General features: G+C 65.2%; 20 protein-coding genes. 8 read left to right on the top strand and 12 right to left on the bottom strand.

The window, feature by feature from the left end; genetic code table 11:
• Positions 1-28 precede the first annotated feature (28 nt).
• Entirely contained in the window at positions 29-694 is a 666-nt protein-coding gene (locus AC0QDI_RS05410) for a DUF7504 family protein (RefSeq protein ID WP_474666004.1), read from the bottom strand.
• A gap of 135 nt (positions 695-829) precedes the next feature.
• On the opposite strand from AC0QDI_RS05410, the gene AC0QDI_RS05405 reads away from it, so the two are divergent.
• Positions 830-1564 (top strand): DUF7547 family protein, encoded by a 735-nt coding sequence (locus AC0QDI_RS05405; RefSeq protein ID WP_474666002.1) that lies wholly within the window; start codon positions 830-832, stop codon positions 1562-1564.
• A 37-nt stretch (positions 1565-1601) separates the two neighbouring features.
• On the opposite strand, the gene AC0QDI_RS05400 is transcribed toward AC0QDI_RS05405, so the two are convergent.
• Positions 1602-1961 (bottom strand): nucleic acid-binding protein, encoded by a 360-nt coding sequence (locus AC0QDI_RS05400; protein ID WP_474666000.1) that lies wholly within the window; start codon positions 1959-1961, stop codon positions 1602-1604.
• Positions 1958-3118 (bottom strand): thiolase family protein, encoded by a 1161-nt coding sequence (locus AC0QDI_RS05395; protein WP_474665998.1) that lies wholly within the window; start codon positions 3116-3118, stop codon positions 1958-1960. The genes AC0QDI_RS05400 and AC0QDI_RS05395 overlap by 4 nt, the downstream gene beginning before the upstream one ends.
• Before the next feature lie 359 nt (positions 3119-3477).
• On the opposite strand from AC0QDI_RS05395, the gene AC0QDI_RS05390 reads away from it, so the two are divergent.
• A complete protein-coding gene (locus AC0QDI_RS05390) occupies positions 3478-3663 on the top strand; it encodes a hypothetical protein (RefSeq protein ID WP_474665996.1) in 186 nt (61 codons plus the stop codon).
• Positions 3664-3720: 57 nt separating this feature from the next.
• On the opposite strand, the gene hflX is transcribed toward AC0QDI_RS05390, so the two are convergent.
• A complete protein-coding gene (gene hflX / locus AC0QDI_RS05385; RefSeq protein WP_474665994.1) occupies positions 3721-5022 on the bottom strand; it encodes a GTPase HflX in 1302 nt (433 codons plus the stop codon).
• Between the two features lie 533 nt (positions 5023-5555).
• On the opposite strand from hflX, the gene AC0QDI_RS05380 reads away from it, so the two are divergent.
• Complete coding sequence (locus AC0QDI_RS05380; protein WP_474665992.1) at positions 5556-5870, top strand: FUN14 domain-containing protein; 315 nt, start codon at positions 5556-5558, stop codon at positions 5868-5870.
• A 50-nt stretch (positions 5871-5920) separates the two neighbouring features.
• On the opposite strand, the gene AC0QDI_RS05375 is transcribed toward AC0QDI_RS05380, so the two are convergent.
• The 6 genes from AC0QDI_RS05375 to tbsP all read right to left on the bottom strand — a co-directional run bounded on the left by AC0QDI_RS05375 (position 5921) and on the right by tbsP (position 10559).
• The gene (locus tag AC0QDI_RS05375; RefSeq protein WP_474665990.1) at positions 5921-6646 is read right to left on the bottom strand and encodes a ribosome assembly factor SBDS; all 726 of its coding nucleotides are present in this window, start codon (positions 6644-6646) and stop codon (positions 5921-5923) included.
• Positions 6647-6846: 200 nt separating this feature from the next.
• Positions 6847-7623 carry an archaeal proteasome endopeptidase complex subunit alpha gene (gene psmA, locus AC0QDI_RS05370; protein ID WP_474665988.1) on the bottom strand — a complete coding sequence of 259 codons (777 nt, stop codon included), beginning with the start codon at positions 7621-7623 and terminating at the stop codon, positions 6847-6849.
• Positions 7624-7627: 4 nt separating this feature from the next.
• Complete coding sequence (locus AC0QDI_RS05365) at positions 7628-8113, bottom strand: Rpp14/Pop5 family protein (RefSeq protein WP_474665986.1); 486 nt, start codon at positions 8111-8113, stop codon at positions 7628-7630.
• 1 nt (position 8114) lies between these two features.
• A complete protein-coding gene (locus tag AC0QDI_RS05360; protein WP_474665984.1) occupies positions 8115-8747 on the bottom strand; it encodes a class I SAM-dependent methyltransferase in 633 nt (210 codons plus the stop codon).
• Positions 8731-9435: an RNase P subunit p30 family protein gene (locus AC0QDI_RS05355; protein WP_474665982.1), complete on the bottom strand. Its 705-nt coding sequence runs from the start codon at positions 9433-9435 to the stop codon at positions 8731-8733. The genes AC0QDI_RS05360 and AC0QDI_RS05355 overlap by 17 nt, the downstream gene beginning before the upstream one ends.
• Positions 9436-9740: 305 nt before the next feature.
• A complete protein-coding gene (gene tbsP, locus AC0QDI_RS05350) occupies positions 9741-10559 on the bottom strand; it encodes a transcriptional regulator TbsP (protein ID WP_474665980.1) in 819 nt (272 codons plus the stop codon).
• 259 nt (positions 10560-10818) lie between these two features.
• On the opposite strand from tbsP, the gene AC0QDI_RS05345 reads away from it, so the two are divergent.
• Positions 10819-10956, top strand: coding sequence for a hypothetical protein (locus AC0QDI_RS05345; RefSeq protein WP_474665978.1), 138 nt, complete (start codon positions 10819-10821; stop codon positions 10954-10956).
• Positions 10957-10962: 6 nt separating this feature from the next.
• Here the strand turns inward: AC0QDI_RS05345 and AC0QDI_RS05340 are convergent, their stop codons facing one another.
• A complete protein-coding gene (locus AC0QDI_RS05340; protein WP_474665976.1) occupies positions 10963-13110 on the bottom strand; it encodes a hypothetical protein in 2148 nt (715 codons plus the stop codon).
• A gap of 165 nt (positions 13111-13275) precedes the next feature.
• Here AC0QDI_RS05340 and glyA point away from each other — a divergent pair, with 165 nt between their 5' ends.
• Positions 13276-14523, top strand: a complete 1248-nt coding sequence (gene glyA / locus AC0QDI_RS05335) for a serine hydroxymethyltransferase (RefSeq protein WP_474665974.1) — start codon at positions 13276-13278, stop codon at positions 14521-14523.
• Positions 14524-14599: 76 nt separating this feature from the next.
• Here glyA and AC0QDI_RS05330 read toward each other — a convergent pair whose 3' ends face one another.
• On the bottom strand, positions 14600-14731 hold the full coding sequence (locus tag AC0QDI_RS05330) for a hypothetical protein (protein ID WP_474665973.1): 132 nt from the start codon (positions 14729-14731) through the stop codon (positions 14600-14602).
• 133 nt (positions 14732-14864) lie between these two features.
• Here AC0QDI_RS05330 and AC0QDI_RS05325 point away from each other — a divergent pair, with 133 nt between their 5' ends.
• The 3 genes from AC0QDI_RS05325 (at position 14865) to AC0QDI_RS05315 (ending at position 17723) form a co-directional block, all read left to right on the top strand.
• On the top strand, positions 14865-15794 hold the full coding sequence (locus AC0QDI_RS05325; protein ID WP_474665971.1) for a hypothetical protein: 930 nt from the start codon (positions 14865-14867) through the stop codon (positions 15792-15794).
• Positions 15795-15917: 123 nt separating this feature from the next.
• Positions 15918-16730 carry an alpha/beta fold hydrolase gene (locus AC0QDI_RS05320; RefSeq protein WP_474665969.1) on the top strand — a complete coding sequence of 271 codons (813 nt, stop codon included), beginning with the start codon at positions 15918-15920 and terminating at the stop codon, positions 16728-16730.
• 99 nt (positions 16731-16829) lie between these two features.
• Positions 16830-17723 carry a tetrahydrofolate dehydrogenase/cyclohydrolase catalytic domain-containing protein gene (locus AC0QDI_RS05315; protein WP_474665967.1) on the top strand — a complete coding sequence of 298 codons (894 nt, stop codon included), beginning with the start codon at positions 16830-16832 and terminating at the stop codon, positions 17721-17723.
• The last annotated feature ends 26 nt before the right edge of the window (positions 17724-17749 follow it).

Genomic DNA, 17749 nt, shown 5'->3' with positions numbered 1-17749 from the left:
CGACGGCCTCTGGCAGCGCAGCGACGCGTCAGTTCGGACTGGAGAGTTCGAGCCAGTCGGTGGACAGCGCCGGATCGCGGAGCGACCACCGCTGTTGGGCAACCCCGTCGCGGGATCTGACCGTAACGACGGCGTCGAACAGCGGCTCGAAGAGGGCGACCACATCGTGCTCCCGCGCGAGGGGCACGTGAAAGTGTCCCATTCCGCGAGCCCGGTCGACTCGTGACGTCGACAGGTGAAGCAGTCGAAACACCGTTTCGATCCCGTACTCGCGACACAGGGGAACCATCGAGTCGACGCAGACGCGCAGCTCGGCCGGCTCGAGCCCGTCGGCCACATCGGCGACCTCGTCGACGGCTTCGACGAGTTCGATCCCGAGTTCCCTCGGCGACTCCGGACCGTCCCGGCCCGTCGGATCCGCTCCCGGTTCGGTCGCCAGACCCGAGTAATCGATCGTTCGGAGCCAGTTCGCTTCGGGAGCGTGGCACGCGCCTCGAGTCTCCTCGCCCGAGACCTGCAGTCGATAGACGGACTCGCGCTCCGGCGGTCCGAACAGTCGCCGGCAGACCGTTTCGTGTGCCGCTTCCGTCTCCTCGCCGACGAGCAAAATGTTGCTCCCGTTCCGTTTGAGCGCGTCGAGCGCCCGCGCAAACGTGGTACCGTCCGGCACGAGAGCTCCTCGCTCGTCTTCCATGACGTTCTAACGGAGCCGCGGCCCTCCAATAAAAATTGTGTCTGGCATGCGATCCGAAAAGCGACTCCCGCTCCTCGAGGCGGTTCGTATCGGACCGATCGGCCGGTTTTTGAGCCCGGCGGTCGTAGATCGCGTATGGCCGACCACGACGACGAACTCGTCGACGCCGTTCGCGAACTCACGCGAACGATCGACGCGCTTCGAACGGAACTCGACGGGCCGGGCCGCCGGCCGTCACTGCGGCCGCCGACGCCGCGAGAGCTGCTCCGGTTTACCGACGAGGTCGCGCTCCCCGCGGCGCTGGCAGTCCTCGAGACCAGCGTCCGCGCGCTCGAGGCGTTCCAGCGGAGCCTCAAAGTCGTTCGTACCGAGCGGACGGCTCGGGACCGAACGTCGGCGACCGCGGATGCGGCGACCGAGCGCGCGAGCGAACTTCGGCGGACGACGCTCTCTCAGCTCGATACGGTCCTCGCGGAACTCCAGCGAGCCGCTTCGGAGGGCGGGCTCCCCGCCGACGAACACGCACGCGACCTCCTCGCGGAAGCTCGCGAACTCCGCGACGACGTGGATAGTCGCCTTCAGGACGCTGTCGATCGGGAATCGGACGTGGAACCGGCGAGTTCGGATCGATCGGGCGCCGACGGCGGCGTCACGATCGACATCGAGGACGGGCCCCTGGCTGACGCCGACGCGAGCGCGACCGACGACGAACCTGACACTGCGGTCGACGTCGACGCCGAACTCGAGACGCTGCGAGATCAGTACGGCGAGGAGGGCGACGACTCGAGCGATAGTGATGACGGCGGATCGGACACGGATGGGGGCAGTGCCGGGGATGATGGGACCGAAAACGGAAGCGACGAAGATTGAATCCGCTGTACTGAACCCGAAAAACTCTCGAACCGGCTTAGACCGGCTCGAATCGGTAGCCGTCCCACGCTTGGCTCTCGGGCTCTCTGATCCCCGCACCGGGTTCGCGGAGTTCGTCGACGTAGACCGGTTGGACCTCGTCACCGGTTTCGACGTCGCCGGTGGTTAGCTGACCGATCGCACGGACCGACTCGCCGTCCACCTCGAACTCGACGATCGCGAGGTGATTGGGTTCGCGGACGCCCGGCGGCGTCGCGGTGCTGGTCGTCCACGTCACGACCTCCGCGGTGTACTCGCTGAGGTCGATCGTCTCGACCGGCTCCGTTCCGCCCGGGCCGCGCGGGTGGCCGGGGTAGCTGATCGAACCGTCCTCGTATCGCGTCGCGTCCATCGTCATTGTGCAGCCTCCATGATAGTCGTGATCACGCAGTTCCCGAAGCCGCCGACGTTACAGCACAGCCCGACGTCCGCATCGACCTGCCGGGGGCCGGCCTCGCCGACGAGCTGTTCGTAGATTTCGACGCCCTGTGCGACGCCGCTGGCGCCCAGCGGATGTCCCTTCGACTTGAGCCCGCCCGACGTGTTGACCGGCAACTCGCCGGTGTCTCGCTCGGTGTAGCCCTCCTCGACGAGTTTCCAGGCCTCGCCCTGCTCGGCGAAGCCCAGCCCCTCCATCTGGAGGAACTCGAGGATGGTGAACATGTCGTGGAGTTCGGCCACGTCGATGTCGTCGGGCCCGAGCCCGCTCATCTCGTAGGCGCCCTTCCCGCTCTCGACGACGCCGCCCATCACGGTCGGATCCTCGCGCTCGTGAACGACGTGGGTGTCCGTCGCCCCGTCGATCCCCGAGACGACGACGTAGTCGTCGGCGTACGCTTCGGCGACGGATTCCGGACAGAGCATGAGCGCCGCCGAACCGTCCGTGATCGGACAGAAGTCGTACAGCCGCAGCGGGTCGGCCACGATCGGCGACTCGAGGATCGTCTCGAGGTCGACTTCCTTCTGAAACTGCGCGTGAGGGTTGTCGACGCCGTTTTTGTGATTCTTGACCGCGACCTTGCCGAGGCTCTCGCGGGGCGCGTCGAAGCGCTCGAGGTAGTGTCGCGCCGTCAGCCCGGCGAACGACGGCAGGGTGACGCCAGTCTTGTACTCGACGGGGTGGGTCAGCGACGCGATGACGTCGGTGGCCTCCCCGGTCGTCTTGTGCGTCATCTTTTCGCCGCCGACGAGCAGGGTCATGTCGCTGGCCCCGCTGGCGACCGACTGCCAGGCGGCGAAGATTCCCGCGCCGCCGCTCGAACTCGTCTGATCGACTCGCTGGGTGTACGCCGGCATCGCGTCGAGGTCGTGGGCCAGGGCGTTGGGCACGCCCGTCTGTCCCTCGAACTCGCCGCTCGCCATGTTCGAGACGTAGAGGTGTTCGACTTCGTCGGCCTCGACGTTCGCATCCTCGAGGCACTCGATTCCCGCCTCTGCGAGGAGGTCCTGGATCCACTCTCCCTCGCGTTGCCCGAACTGGGTCATCGAGGCGCCGATGATTGCAACACGTTCCATATCCTACGGGACTCGAATCAAGAATTTATAAGCAGGGGTTCCGACAGCACCTGCGTATCGATTACAGAAACCAAATCTAGCGGGCAGGACTTTCCCTATACATCTGGGACTTTTGACCGACCAGTACCAGCCTCTGATTCTAAATGCAGCTCTATAACGATACGCTCTTAGACAAATTCAACACCGTTCCCATGTTTCACAAATTAAAACGTTGACGTGGAACGGGACTGCCTCTCAGGCATATCGCCTATATTTTCAGCTGTTGTAATTATTGTAAAAGTAGGGCCTAACTGGCGAAGTAGAACCCCCAGACTAATCAAATCACCAACGTCTTTAACGACAGGGGACGATCATTGGATATGATCTGGGAGGTGATACTCGTCTTGGTTGGTGCGTTAAGCATCGTCGTCACTGGATCATATATTGGCGGAAAGATGGCCCTGCGCGCGTTCTTCGGACGAGAGTTCGTCGATTCCGAGAGCGGTGAGTTCGTCCTCCCGGATTCTGCACACGATGATCCGACGGACGACGGGAATCAGCAGTGATGAGCGCCGACCAAACAACCGTTTCGGAAGAGTCGCCGAGAGAAGAGTCTCGATGATCTATGCCGATTCCGCCGCGGCCGTTCGCAACTCGCTCGCGCGCGAGCGCGCCTGCGAAATGACCGCCTCTCTGGCCTCGAAGGAGACGACGACGTCCTCGTCGCCGTAGGTGACGTCGTCGACGTTCGCGTTGTCGTGGATCCACGAGACGACGCTCATCGTGTCCTCGGTCATCGGTAACACGAGCCGTTCTTCCACCCAGTCCGGCAGTTCGCGGTCGATCCGCTCGAGCAGGCCGTCGACGTTGAGCCCCGCCTTTGCGCTGACGGCGACCGGATTCGGCGCGAGCGAGGAGAGTGCCTCGCGCTTCTCGGCGAGTTCCTCGTCGCTGACCTGATCGATCTTGTTGAGCACGGTCACGATCGGGGCCTCGTTGCGCTCGTAGAGGGTATCGTGGGAGGTGACCAGCTTCTCGTGGATCTCGTCGATCGGTTCGCTGACGTCGACGACGAGCAAGACAAGATCCGCCCGGTAGACCGAGTCCAGCGTCGACTTGAACGATTCGACCAGCCAGTGAGGGAGATCGCTGATGAAGCCGACGGTGTCGGTCACCAGCACGTCCCGCCGATCGATCGCCGCGCGCCGGGTCGTCGTCCCCAGCGTCGTGAACAGTTTGTCCTCGGATTCGGCCGTCGGGTCCAGATCGGGGTGGAGCTCCTCGTTCTCCTCGACCTCGAGATCGGTCGCGAGCTGGCGCAGCAGGGTCGACTTGCCCGCGTTGGTGTAGCCCGCGAGCGCGACCAGATCGAACCCGGAGTCGCGACGGCGCTCCCGGCGGTGCTGTTCGGTCTGCTCGATCCGCTCGAGTTCGTCGTTGATCCGGCTGATCTGGGACTTGATGTCCCGCTCGCGGCTCTCGTCGTACTCGCCCAGCCCCATGAACCCGGGGTGTTCCTCGCGCTTGGCGAGGCTCGTCTTCGCCTCCGCCCGGGGCAGTTCGTACCGGAGCTCAGCCAGTTCGACCTGGAGCTGTGCCTTCCGGGTCTGGGCGCGCTGGCCGAAGATCTCGAGGATCAGCGTGAACCGGTCGACGACTTCGACGCCGTCGGGCAGGAGTTGCCCGAGGTTGTACATCTGGTAGGGGCCGAGCCGGTTATCGAAAATGACGGTCGTTGCGTCGGTCTCCGCGACCAGTTCGGCCAGTTCCGCCGCTTTCCCTTCGCCGATCTGGAGGGCCGCGTCGGCCCGTCGGGACTGCGTGAGTTCGCCGACGACGGAATAGCCCGCTGCGCGTGCCAGATCGCGGATCTCGCTCGTGTTTGCGGTGCCTGAATCGACGCGTTTGACGATAATCGTATTCATGCGAAAACGTGTGCGTCCCCCGGGCGCGATCGATCGTGTTCGCTCGATCCGCGCCGCTCGTCGACCAGGCGGATCGGTACTCGCACGCGCCGCTCGCGTCGGCGGGGCGGGTGCCGTCGTGGTGACCCGGTGACGCTAACGATGCCGGTCGAACACCTCTGTTGGACGGACGCGACTCATACCGAATCGTACGCGGCGAACCGTCTTGAATCCAGTGCTCGACGCGTGCACCCGATTCGATCGCGTCGCTCGTCGGTCCGACGGATCGGTCGCCACCGCGCGAACCACCCGCGACCAGCCACTGCGCGCTCAAACGGACTGCTGAAACGACGCCCCCTGTGCAACACCAGATCGAATCGCGGGTGCTTCGCACCTGTCTCGCAACGGTCCGTCTCAGTCGTCGAAACACAGTATCTTCGGCTGACGTGTCCATCGGATTTACCGTGACCGGTCGGAAAAATCACCCGACTGAGTGTCGACGGCACACGTTCGACCACAACAGTCATAGGAACCGACTCGAATGGAAGCGGATAATGATCGATCTCGATCCAACCACGCTCGGCCTCGAGTTCGGGGGCGGCGCGCTTATCGGCGGCGTCATCGGGTTCGCCACGAAAAAGATCGCGAAGCTGCTCGCGGTCATCGTCGGCGTCCAACTGATGGCCTTTCGCTACCTCGAGTCGCAGGGAATCGTCGTCGTGGACTGGAATCGGCTTTCGGCCGGGATCCTCAAGACCCAAGAGCGGGCGCAGGGAGCAGACATTCACTGGTTTCAGTCGGTACTCTCGACGCTGTCGATCGGTGCGGGCTTTACCGGGGGCTTTCTGATCGGCTTTCAGCGCGGATAGTCTCCGTCCGGCCGCTGTGAATCCGCTCGAATTCCTCTCTCGTCTTCCGATTATCGCGTCTTCAGATCGTCCTTGTCTTTGACGATCTCCGTCTCCGCGTTGCCGCTGGTGTGTTCGTTGACGGTGTCGTAGAACTCGTTTTGCAGTCCCGCCGGGAACGTCAGCACGCCGATCCACGAGCCGTCGTTTTGCCACTCCTCGCGCTCGAGGTCGCCGAACTGGCGGATCTTCGCCTGCGCGCTGCCGGCGTGGTCGGCCGGCACCTGCACGGCGACCGTGACCTCCTCGAACCGGATCGGAATCACCGGCCGCAGCGCGTCCAGGGCGTCGTCGACCTGCTCCTGGACGGGCTCCATCGGATCGACCGTGAAGCCGGCCTCCTCGAGGGCGTTCTCGATCCGTTCGGGCGGATGGGGCGCGTTGTCCATCTGCGGGTTGACCGCGTTGCGCGTGATGGTGTCGACCAGCTGCTTTCGCTTTTGTTCTTGCATCTCGCGGCGCTGATCGGCCGTGATCTGGATCTCGCCCCGCTTGATCACTTCGGGGATGATTTCGAGGGGCTCGGTCGTCTCGAAGACCTTCTCGAGGTCGCTTTCGGCCGGCCGGTCGCCGCGAGAGGCGTCCTCGAAGACGTCCTCGGCGGCGATCACGTCCTCGAGTTCGCCGTCGAACTCGTCGCGTTTGATCGAAAGCGCTGCGTCCGGATCGACTAGCACTTCGAAGCGCGCCCCGTGTGACTCGAGTCGCGCTGTCACAGCCTCGTCAAGCGAAATCATGAGTGAGGGTTCCGCCGCCAATTAAAAGAGTGTTTCCCGAACGGGACCGATGATATCGATCGAATCGCGTCGCGGCGTCTCGCGTTCGGCCCGTTTCAGCGCGGCTGTCCCGTGGGTATTCGTCGATACGGAGCGATGACCTCGTATGCAGTTCGGTGAGTCGGAAAAACGGGAGTCGAAAACCGGAACCGGCGTCTCGATTACTCTGCAGGTTCGTCGTCGGACTCGTCCTCGTCGTCCTCGCCCGTATCGAGGAGGTCGTTCTCCGCCAAGTGGTCCGCGATCCGGTCGTGGTCGAACTGTTCGAAGGACTCGGTTTCGACGTCGATGGTCGCCAGTCCCACTTCGCTGGGGAGCAGGGAGCCGTCGTTGACCGACGCGAGCGCGTCGAGGGCGAGCTGGATACCGCCGTCGAGGTCGGCCTCGTCGTCGTAGTTCTCCTCGAGGTAGGTCTGGAGTTCGCCGCGGTCGGAGCCGACGGCCAGGGCCTTCCACTCGTAGGGCGTCCCCGACGGATCGGTCTCGAACAGGCGCGGTTCGCCGTTCTGGATGCCGCCGACGATCAGCGCGACGCCGAACGGCCGGGCGCCGCCGACCTGGGTGTACTGCTGGATGTGGTCGGTGACTTCCTTGGTCAGCGTCTCGACGCCGATGGGCTCGCCGTAGCGCAGCTGGTTGACCTGCGTCTGGCGGCGGGCGAAGTCGATCAGCTGGCGGGCGTCTGCGACGTGGCCCGCGCTGGCGATGCCGACGTGATCGTCGGCCTTGTGGATCTTCTCGACGCTCGAGTCCTCGAGCAGCGGGGAGGGGACTCGTTTGTCGACGGCGAGTACGACGCCGTCGTTCGTCCGGACGCCGATACTGGCTGTGCCTCGCTTGACCGCCTCGCGAGCGTACTCGACTTGGTAGAGTCGGCCGTCGGGCGAGAAGATCGTGATGCCGCGGTCGTACGCCTGCTGTTGTTGTTGTCCCTGCATAGTATCACACTAAATCGTAATCGAGGTCTGTCGCGCCCACGAACGCCTCATCGAGTCGCACGTCCCCACTGTCGTCCCGCAGGACGGCGACTCGCTCTTCGTTCCCGAACACGACGTTTCTCTCTTCGGATTCTTGCCCGTCGCGTCCTAAATAGTTTTCTTCAGCGGCCCGGATCGTGCCACTGATACCGCTGACCCGAATCCCGACGGAAGCGCCGTCGATCTCGTCGATACAGGCGAGTGCCGCCCGAGCGGGTTCGGTCTCCCCGCGGCGGACTTTGACGATCGCTTCGCCGGTTCCGTCGGCGGATTCGAACCTGACGACGCTCAGATCGGCGTCGGCGCTCCCCGGATCGCCCAGGAGGTTCTGGCCCGCATACCACAGTTCCCGCTGGAACGACCGACGACCGATCCGCTCGTCCGGCCACGTCTCGAGCTCGACGGCGAGATACCGCCAGCGCGGGCGAAGGTGTTTCGGAAGGTGTTTCATGTCACTCCTCGGTCGGCGCGTCGACCGCGGTCGGACTCCGCTCGGCGACCAGCACGCCGACCTGCTCGTGGACGCGTTCGACCGCAGTCAGCGAGAAGCCGGCGTCGGTGAAGGCGTCCGCGAGCGTTCCGACGGTCGCCGGATCGTCGACTTCGGGCGAGTAGAAGGGGTCGTCCGGATCCGACTCGCCGAAGAACATGACGTCCCCCAGGACGAATTTGCGGGGCTCGAGGTCGGCGATAACCGCGATCGCTTCGCGCTTTTCCGCGTCCGAGAGGTGATGAAGGGCGAAGTTCGACGTAACCACATCGACCGGGCCGTCGTAGTTCGGTTCCCGGAAGGTTCCACGATCGAACTCGAGGTTCGTGAGGCCCGCCTCGGCGGCCTTCTCCTCGGCTTCGGCCATCATCTCCTCGCTGATGTCGCGGCCGACGACCCGCTTGGCGTCGGGGGCCAGCGCGAGCGCAATCGCACCGGTACCGGTCGCCAGATCGAGGACGATCTCGTCGCTCTCGGGCGCGGCGTGTTCGACGACAAGGTTCGCGCAGGCGTGGTACTCGTCGGATTTCGAGTCGTCGTACTCGCCGGCCTTCTCGTCGAACCGGGCGGCGTGCTCCTCAAGGCTCTTCTTCATACCTGCCCCGTTCGACCCCCGGCTCAATGAACGACTCGGAGTCGACGTGGCGATTCCGCTCGGCCAGCCGCCCCCACTCCGCGAGGCCGTCCTCGATGAACGCTCGCGTGAACCCGATCTCTTCGCCCAGCGCGTGCAATTCGCGGGGGGCGCGCAACTCGAGGTGGGATGTCGGGCCGGCGCTGACGACGTAGGGCGCGTCGTAGTGGTCGACGATCTCGCGGAGCTTCCGCAGGGATTGCACGATCCGGACCCGGCGGCCGCCGCTCTCCCGAAGCACGCCGGAGAGGTCGAACTCGAGACGAACGCCGTTTTCGACGGCGGCCTTCACGAGCACGTGGTTGATATCGCCGTTGCCGGCCATCGGATGGGAGAGCACGTCGACCTTCGCCTGTTCGACGGCGAACCGGTTCAGCGCGTTCGTCCCGCCGTGGATCCCGACGATGGTTTCGGTGGTCCGGTGGTTCCCGACCGCGCCGCTGGCCTGTTGTTGATCGTCGGCGCGGATCTCGACGCCCTCGACCACGTCGATGTCGTACTCCTCGCGGATCCGTTCGGGGTCGTACGCCGCTCGAGCACCGGCGTGATTGCGCACGACCACGCCCTCGAAGCCGTAGTCGGCCGCCGTTTTCGCGAACCTGGCGACCGTGCTCTTCCCGTCGGGGTGGGCGTAGACGGCTTCGTACATACTCGAGTCCTCTCGCGGCGGTGACTTGGGGTTTGCGCCATGGAAGTCGACCGGCGATCCAGACCAGCGTGGCCGGGAGTGCGCCCGAACGAACGTGAGGGCGCACGACCCGGGGAAGGGCAGGCGGTTCAGCAATACGACCGCGAGCGAGGCCGAAGGCCGAGCGAGCGGGCCGACGACTGATGTGAACGAACGACAATAGGAGTGAGAGAACGGAAGGAGGAGTGCTTTTGATCGACCTTTTACCGAGGGACATCGCGGTCGCAATACGCCGCGACCGCGATAGACTGCAGCGTAAAAGGTCGTTAGTTGAGTATGGACTGCGCCACAGTCGCCAGCTGGCCGTTGTCGGCCTCGCTGAGTCGCTCGTCGCCGATCTTGAGGCGCAGGCGCGGCCGGCCGACGTCGATCGGGACCTTCTCGGTGTCGATCAGGCCCATATCCTCGAGCTTGGTCTTCGTCCGGGAGAACGTCGCCTTGGAGGCGATCCCGACGTCCTCGCCCCACTTGCTGATGTCGTAGAGCAGCGCCTCGTTCTTGGCCGCGACGAGCAGCGAAATGGTGACCTCGTCGAGGCCGTCGCCGTCGCCGCGGGCGGTCTCGAGCGAGTCGAGGATCGACGCGAAGTCGGCCTCGGCCTCCGGACTGATCTCGTCGGCGAGGGTTTCGCGGACGGCCGTGATCGGAGGCGTCCGGAGGTTGAAGTCCGACGCGTCCTCCCAGCGAGCCGCGTAGGTGTCGTAGGTGTCGTCGACGAAGCTCTCGTCGTCGGTGATGAGCCCGCCGACGCGGTCGCCGGCGTGGACGACGGCGACGACGCGGTCGTCGGTGACGAGCAGCGAGTTCTCGGGGGCCTGCTCGAGCGTCCGCAGCGAGAGCGCGCCGTCGCTGATGAGGTCGGCCGCATTCGAGGCGACGATGAAGTCGTCCATGATCTCTTTCAGCGTCCGCTCGTCGGCGAGCATGCGTACCGACGGCAGGTCGTCGTCGAACGCCGTCGCGACGGAAACGAACTCTTCGATCGCTTCGCGCGACGGGTTGACCATGTACACGTCGCCGCTCGCCTCCTCGAGAACCGACTCGAGGATATCGTCAATCTGGTGGTTGAGTAAATTCGAGGTCATGCCTATACAGAAGTAATCGAGACCGTAGCACTTAATTTTGGTGGCCGTTCGCACAGCAGAACTTCTCGTCTCCCCCATGAACCGGTAATTTTTGTCCCATAACCCGTTAGTTCGCCGATGGAATGCCGATGACACTTACAGGGTGGGAGCCTCGGTCAGCGGTCGAGAAGTCAGTAAAATGATGATTTGGGCGGGAGGGTGTAACGCATTCATGTACGAAGAATAATTATATACCGGGAACGTGTTATTACGATATCGTATGAACGTTCGAGACAGCCGGCCGCGGTCGATCGCACGCTGGGTAGCCGACCGGGTACGAACCGGACTGCGAACCGACGGATCGTCGCAGCGCGTCACGATGCGGGCGAAACGCGTCAGTACGTACGGCGGGCCGTAGGATCGCTCACTGATCGAACCGGGGCCACAGCTCTTTCGACCAGTAGATGTCCCCGTCGTATATCACGGACGCTTCCGTCTCTTTGAGCATCGTTACGAGTTCCGGCGCGGTCAGCCTGAACGTCGATTCGTTCCCGCAGAGATAGGCGTACTCGTTGGTCTCGGTGTGCGGGTAGTAGTACGATCCGGTCGCTCGGGTCGAGTAACAGTCGACGCCCAGCAGATACTCCTCGTCGCCCTCGTCCGCGAGTTCCTCGAGCGTCACGGTCGTCGGTGGCTCGTGTTCGCCCTGCGTGAGCGAGTGCGTGCCGTCGCCGACGACGGCGTAGTCCTTGCCCATCATGATGCGCCGGCGTGCGAGCCCCATCGCCCGTTCGATGCTGAAGCCGTGGACCAGCAGTTTGGCGAACGTCGAGCCGACCTTGACGGCGTGATCGTTCAGGACCTTGGTGACCGTGACCGCGCCGGCGACGCTGCCCTTCTCGATCAGCGACCGCCCCTCGTAGAAGGAGCCACAGGCGTTGAGGAAAAACGTCTGCGCGCGACAGCGGTCGAGGCTCGAGGCCGCGAGCGTCCCGTCCGGACAGCAGAGCCCGCCGGTTTCGCAGTGGCCGATGTAGTGGACGAAGTCGTGGTCGTCCTCGAGGAGGCGGGCGAGTTCGGCCGTCTCGAGGGATTCTTCGACGGTGATGTCCATCGTCAGCTCCTCGGAGCGCTGACGGTAGATCTCGGCGACGTGGTCGTGCTCGCCGGCCATCTCCGGATCGTTGAGGACGACGCAGATCGAGGTCGAACCGCTCTCTCGCTCGAGGAACTCGAGGCGGTTGTGGTAGGCCGCCGGCGCGGATTTGAAGACGTCGATCGGAACGCCGTCGGCGAGCCAGCCGTGAGTTCGGCCGCTCCGCAGGTCGGGTTTGACGATGTCAACCGACGCGACCCGCCCGGTGCTGGCCCTGGTCGCATCGGATCCGGAGCGGCGCTTCGTCCGCTCGCGGTCCGAGTCGCCGTCCCGGTAGAAATCCTCGAGCGAGCGTTCGACCAGCTCTCGCCCCTCGAGTTCGGAGGTCCGAGGGGTGTAGATCATGCTCAGCCGATCGAGCAGGAACGGGATCGTTTCGACGCTCCGGTACTCGGGCGCGACGTACGTCGAGAGGTGCCACTCCGGGAGCCGATGCTTGATCGCCGCGTACGGCACGTCGAGGTAGGTCGCCAGCCGATCTTGCGGTGACGCCTCGTACAGCGTCTCGGCGTCGATATCGAGGGCCTCGAGCAGGCTGAGCTCCGAGAGGGTCGTCGCGTAGGGGCCGGCGTTGCGGACGAGACAGTCGAGAAAGAACGTCTTCCGGAGCAGCCGTTCGACGTCGCGCTCGAGGTCGGGCATCGGCGAGAGCTCGGTCTCGATCGCGCGGTCGACGAGTCGGAGGCGCGGTCGGTCGATACCGGAATCGGTTCGACCGCCGAGCGTCTCGTCTGCCGTGCGGACCGTCGCCTGAAGGTAGTACGCCAGCGGCGCGGTGACTAACAGCGACTCGTAGTCGGGCGGGACGACCAGTTCGATCCCGTGATCGGGCGTGTCAGACCGGATGCAGTCGGAAATCTCGAGGCTGTCGCCGCGTTCGATCAGGGACGGGTGGCCCCGAAGCGTCGGATACGATCGGTCCGGATTGTCCGTCTTCTGTGAGGCGGCCATGTGCGTGATCGCGTCGGCGACGGCCGACGGGGAGTCGGGGACGGTGATCGTTCCCGCGGGGAACTCGTGACGACAGCGGAGGCCGAGAATGACGCGGGTTCGGTCCGGAAAGGAGACGACGATCTCCTCGTAGTCGTCGGTCTTTTCGATCCGCACCGAGCCGGAAAACCGCAGGTACGCTTTGATCTCCGTATCGACGTCGACGACGTACTCGTCGGGCGACAACGCGAGCGGCTCGCCGGCGGGGTCGAGCTCGTACTGTTCGTCGAATCCGAGCGAGAACGCGTACACTACCGCGTGCGGGAATCGAAGTTCGTCGGTCGTCACGACGACCGTCTCGTCGACGGGGCGCGGGATATCCACATCCGAGGTGTCAGCGGTGAGGTCGGATCCGTCGACCGTCAGCTCCGCGTTGTCGGCGTCCGTGGCGTGGAGGGTGTCGCCGTTTACCGCCCACTCGATCATTCGGTTGGCTGAATGTCACTCCGGCAAGTTAGTTGTATCGGGGTGACACCGAGTACCAAACTATTGCCAATAACCGTTCGGATTCCTCGTCTTGCGGCCCGCCGGTAGTGGCTCGATTTGCCGGGGAAGGGTACACTTATACAGCCGCCAGACCGCACTTCGAACATGAACCACGATCAGGTTCGGGACGTCGATCCCGCCGTCGCCGACGCGCTCGAGGGCGAGGTAGACCGTCAGCGAGAGACGTTACAGATGATCGCCAGCGAGAACCACGCCAGCGAGGCGGTCATCGACGCCCAGGGAAGCGCCCTGACGAACAAGTACGCCGAGGGCTATCCCGGCGAGCGCTACTACGGCGGCTGCGAGTTCGCCGACGAGGTCGAGGAGTTAGCAATCGACCGCGCGACGGAGCTGTTCGGCGCGGAGCACGTCAACGTTCAGCCCCACTCGGGCACCCAGGCCAACCAGGCCGTCTACTTCGCGATGCTCGAGCCCGGCGACAAGATCCTCTCGCTGGATCTGAACCACGGCGGCCACCTCAGCCACGGCCACCCGGCGAACTTCACGGGCCAGCTCTACGAGGTCGAGCAGTACGAGGTCGACCCCGAAACGGGCTACATCGACTACGACGACCTCGCCGACCACGCCGCCGAGTTCGATCCCGACATCATCGTCTCGGGCTACTCCGCGTACCCCCGCGAGATCGAGTGGGAACGCATTCAGGACGCCGCCGACGACGTCGACGCGCTCCACCTCGCTGACATCGCTCACATCACCGGCCTCGTGGCCGCGGGCGTCCACCCCTCCCCGGTCGGCATCGCCGACTTCGTCACCGGTTCGACCCACAAGACCATCCGCTCCGGCCGCGGCGGCATCGTCATGTGCGACGAGGCGTACGCCGACGACATCGACGCCGCCGTCTTCCCCGGCGGGCAGGGCGGCCCCCTCATGCACAACGTGGCCGGTAAGGCCGTCGGCTTCAAGGAAGCCCTTGAGCCCGAGTTCGAGGACTACGCCTCCCAGACGGTCGCGAACGCGAAGGCACTGGGCGAGAGCCTCTCCGAGAACGGGCTCTCGCTGGTCTCGGAGGGCACCGACAACCACCTCGTGCTCGTCGACCTGCGCGACAGCCACCCCGACACGACCGGCGGCGACGCCGAAGAAGCGCTCGAGGACGCCGGCATCGTCCTCAACGGGAACACGGTGCCCGGCGAGACCCGCTCGCCGTTCAATCCGAGCGGGATCCGCGCCGGCACCCCGGCGCTGACCACGCGCGGTTTCGACGAGGACGACTGCCGGAAAGTCGGCGACCTGATCGCTCGCGTCGTCGATTCCCCCGAGGACGAGGCCGTTATCGAGGACGTTCGCGCGGACGTCGCGACGCTGTGCGACGAGAACCCGCTGTACGAATAGGAGGGCCGACTGGCAAGCGGTCGGCGGCCATTCGGAGCGGGCGGTCGCGTCAGAGCGCGAGTATCCCGGATGGTTCCTAAGCGACTAATACGACCGCGAGTAAACAGACCGCGATCACCGCGGCCAGCGTGATCGTCACGACGAGACCGAAACCGACGACCGGCGAGAGGGAGGCCACCGAATCGCGCGTCGTCGATCTCGAAGCCATGGTCGTTTCCTAGAGCGCGGACGAGAAGAACGTACGCTTCGACTCAGTGTTCGATTCGCGCTCCGAGCGCTCGTCCCGTCGCCTGTCATTCGCCGGCACGCGCTTTTTCATCCGGCTGGCCGTACCGCCGCCAATGTCCACGCGTCCGACCGGAACCATTCTGGACGACGACCGGTTGCTCGAGCTCCGGGAAACCGACGAGACGGCGGCCTCGAAGCTGGCGGTCGAGGTGACGCCGGTGGCCGAGCGCACGGGTGCCTCGAGCGGCGATCGGATCGACTGGGACGTCGACCAGCACGAGGACCAGCCGATGCTCGTCGTCAGCGGGATCGAGGATTCGGCGACCGGCAACGCGCCCTATCCGCGGGAGCTTCGCGAGGAAAACGGCGAGATCGTCGCGCCCGTCCCCGACCCGCTGGTGCGTGCCGAGCCGCCCGCGGGGCTGGGGATCGCGCTCGAGGCGTACGACGCCGGTCGACCGCTGCTGTTCGACGCCATCACGGCCGGCGAGACGATCGGATTGATTCCGATCCGGTTCGACGACGGGGAGGCCTATCGCGCCGAACCGCTGCCGGACGTCGGCGACGAAAGCGACCCCGTCGCCGAGGCGGTCATCGAGCGCGAGGGGCGCGGCGATCCGACGCCCCGTCCGGAGACGATGGACGCGCCGATCGATCCCGACGTGCTCGAGTCGGCCCTCGCCGAGGCCGACGGCATCTCCGAAGCCGACGTGATCGGGATCCTCGAGGCCGTCGAAACCCACGACCTCGTCGGAACGGGCGACCACGTCGCCGGCGTCCCGCCGCTGTCGGTCGACGAGCGAGCCGTCTGCCTGCTGCCCGAGGACGTCTGGACGGAGCGATTGGGGCCGGAACTCGAGGCGGAAACCGTCGACGTCGATTCGGAGGCGCTGGCGTTCGCCCGCGATATCCACGCCCGACAGGCCCGGAAACTGATCGACGCGGCCGAGACGGCCGAGTACCAGGGGGTCCTGGACGAGTACGCGGCGGTCGTGACGGACGCACGGGACACGACCGAGTGGGACGTGGCCGAAGCTGGGTGAACCGCTAGCGGCCGCGTCGGTGCTCGAGCGACCGGGCCGACGCTGACGCTCTCGTCCGGTGAGACGGACTGCGACCTTCCGCGTGACATACCTTTTTCATAACGGTTCCCGTTACCGAATCGCATGGTAGACGAGACGGCCACGGAGATGTACCGAACCAGAACGGACGCGCTGACGACCGACGTCGGCGAGGGCCGGCCGGTCGTCTTCGCGCACGGAACGCTGATGGATCGGACGATGTTCGCGCCCCAACTCGAGGCCCTGAAAGACGAGTATCGGGCCGTCGCCTACGATCTGCGGGCGCGGACGGATCGGTACGCGCCGGGGTACGACCTGTGGGATCTGGCCGACGACTGCGACGCGCTGCTCGACGGGATCGGCGAGGAGAGCGCCGTCATCGCCGGCATGTCGATGGGCGGCTTCATGGCGCTGCGCTTCGCCCTCGAGTACCCCCAGCGCGTCGACGGCCTCGTCCTGATCGACTCGATGGCGGCTCCCCATCCCGACGAAGAGCGCGCAGAGTACAGCGCGCTCGTGGAGCCCTACGAGGACGTGCTCGAGCCGATGCCCCGCGAGATCGCGGAGGGATCGACGGTCGAACTGTTCGGCGAGACGACGCTCGAGGAGAACCGCGACCTCGTCGAGACGTGGGTCGATCGCTGGGCGACCTATTCCGGGAAGGCCGTCCACCACGAGCTTCACTCGTGGCTCGGTCGCGAGGACCTGACCGATCGGCTCTCGGAGATCGACGTTCCGACGCTCATCGTCCACGGCGAAGAGGATGCGACGCTCCCGCCATCGCGGGCCGAGCCGATGCTCGCGGAGCTACCCGACGCCGAAATGGAGCGGGTTCCGGCGGCGGGTCACTCCTCGAACCTCGAGCAAGCTGCGCCGGTCAACGACGCGATCAGGGCGTTCCTCGACGACCGGTTCTAAGACGAATGTATCCACGAACGTGTGTATTGCCCCAGTCTCAGGGCCGATTCTGCGCACGAATCCGGGGATTAATGGGTCTCGCGGTCGCCCACTCGAGTAATGACCGAGATCATCGACGGCAACGCCGTCGCGAGCGAGATTCGAGACGACCTGACCGATGCGATCGAGACCCTCGCGGACGCGGGTTCGCGGCCGGGGCTGGCGACCGTGCTGATGGGCGACGACCCCGCGAGCCAGACCTACGTGAACATGAAACAGCGCGACTGCGAGGAGGTCGGCATCGAGAGCCACCACGTCGACGTCGACGGCGACGCGCCGCCCGAGGAACTGTTCGACACCATCGCGGATCTCAACGACGACGAGGATATCCACGGCTACATCGTCCAGGCACCCGTCCCGGACCACGTCGACTACCGCGACGTGATCCGGCGCGTCGACCCGATCAAGGACGTCGACGGCTTTCACCCGGAGAACGTCGGCCGACTGGTCGCCGGTGACGCTCGCTTTCGACCCTGCACGCCACACGGGGTACAGAAGTTGCTCGAGTCAGCCGGAGTCGACACTGAAGGCAAGGACGTGACGATCGTCGGCCGCTCGGACATCGTCGGCAAACCGCTCGCCAATCTGTTGATTCAGAAGGCCGACGACGGCAACGCGACGGTGACGGTCTGTCACTCCCGAACGGACGATCTCGCCGAAAAGACGCGCAGCGCGGACGTGGTCGTCGCGGCGGTCGGCGTCCCCGAACTCATCGACGGTTCGATGCTCGAGGAGGGGACGGTCGTCGTCGACGTCGGCGTCAACCGCGTCGATGCCGACACCGAGAAGGGGTACGAACTCGTCGGCGACGTCGAGTTCGAGAGCGCCGAGGAGAAGGCCAGCGCGATCACGCCCGTCCCCGGCGGCGTCGGCCCGATGACCCGCGCGATGTTGCTCTATAATACGGTCACAGCCGCGAGCCTGCAGGAAGACGTCGACGTCGAGTTGCCCTGACCTCCCCGCGCAGCCACTCCTCGAGA

It is taken from the genome of Natrinema sp. LJW11 (genome assembly GCF_056135975.1).
The sequence above is the reverse complement of the archived record's forward strand: the minus strand, read 5'-3'. Positions and strand labels throughout refer to the sequence as shown.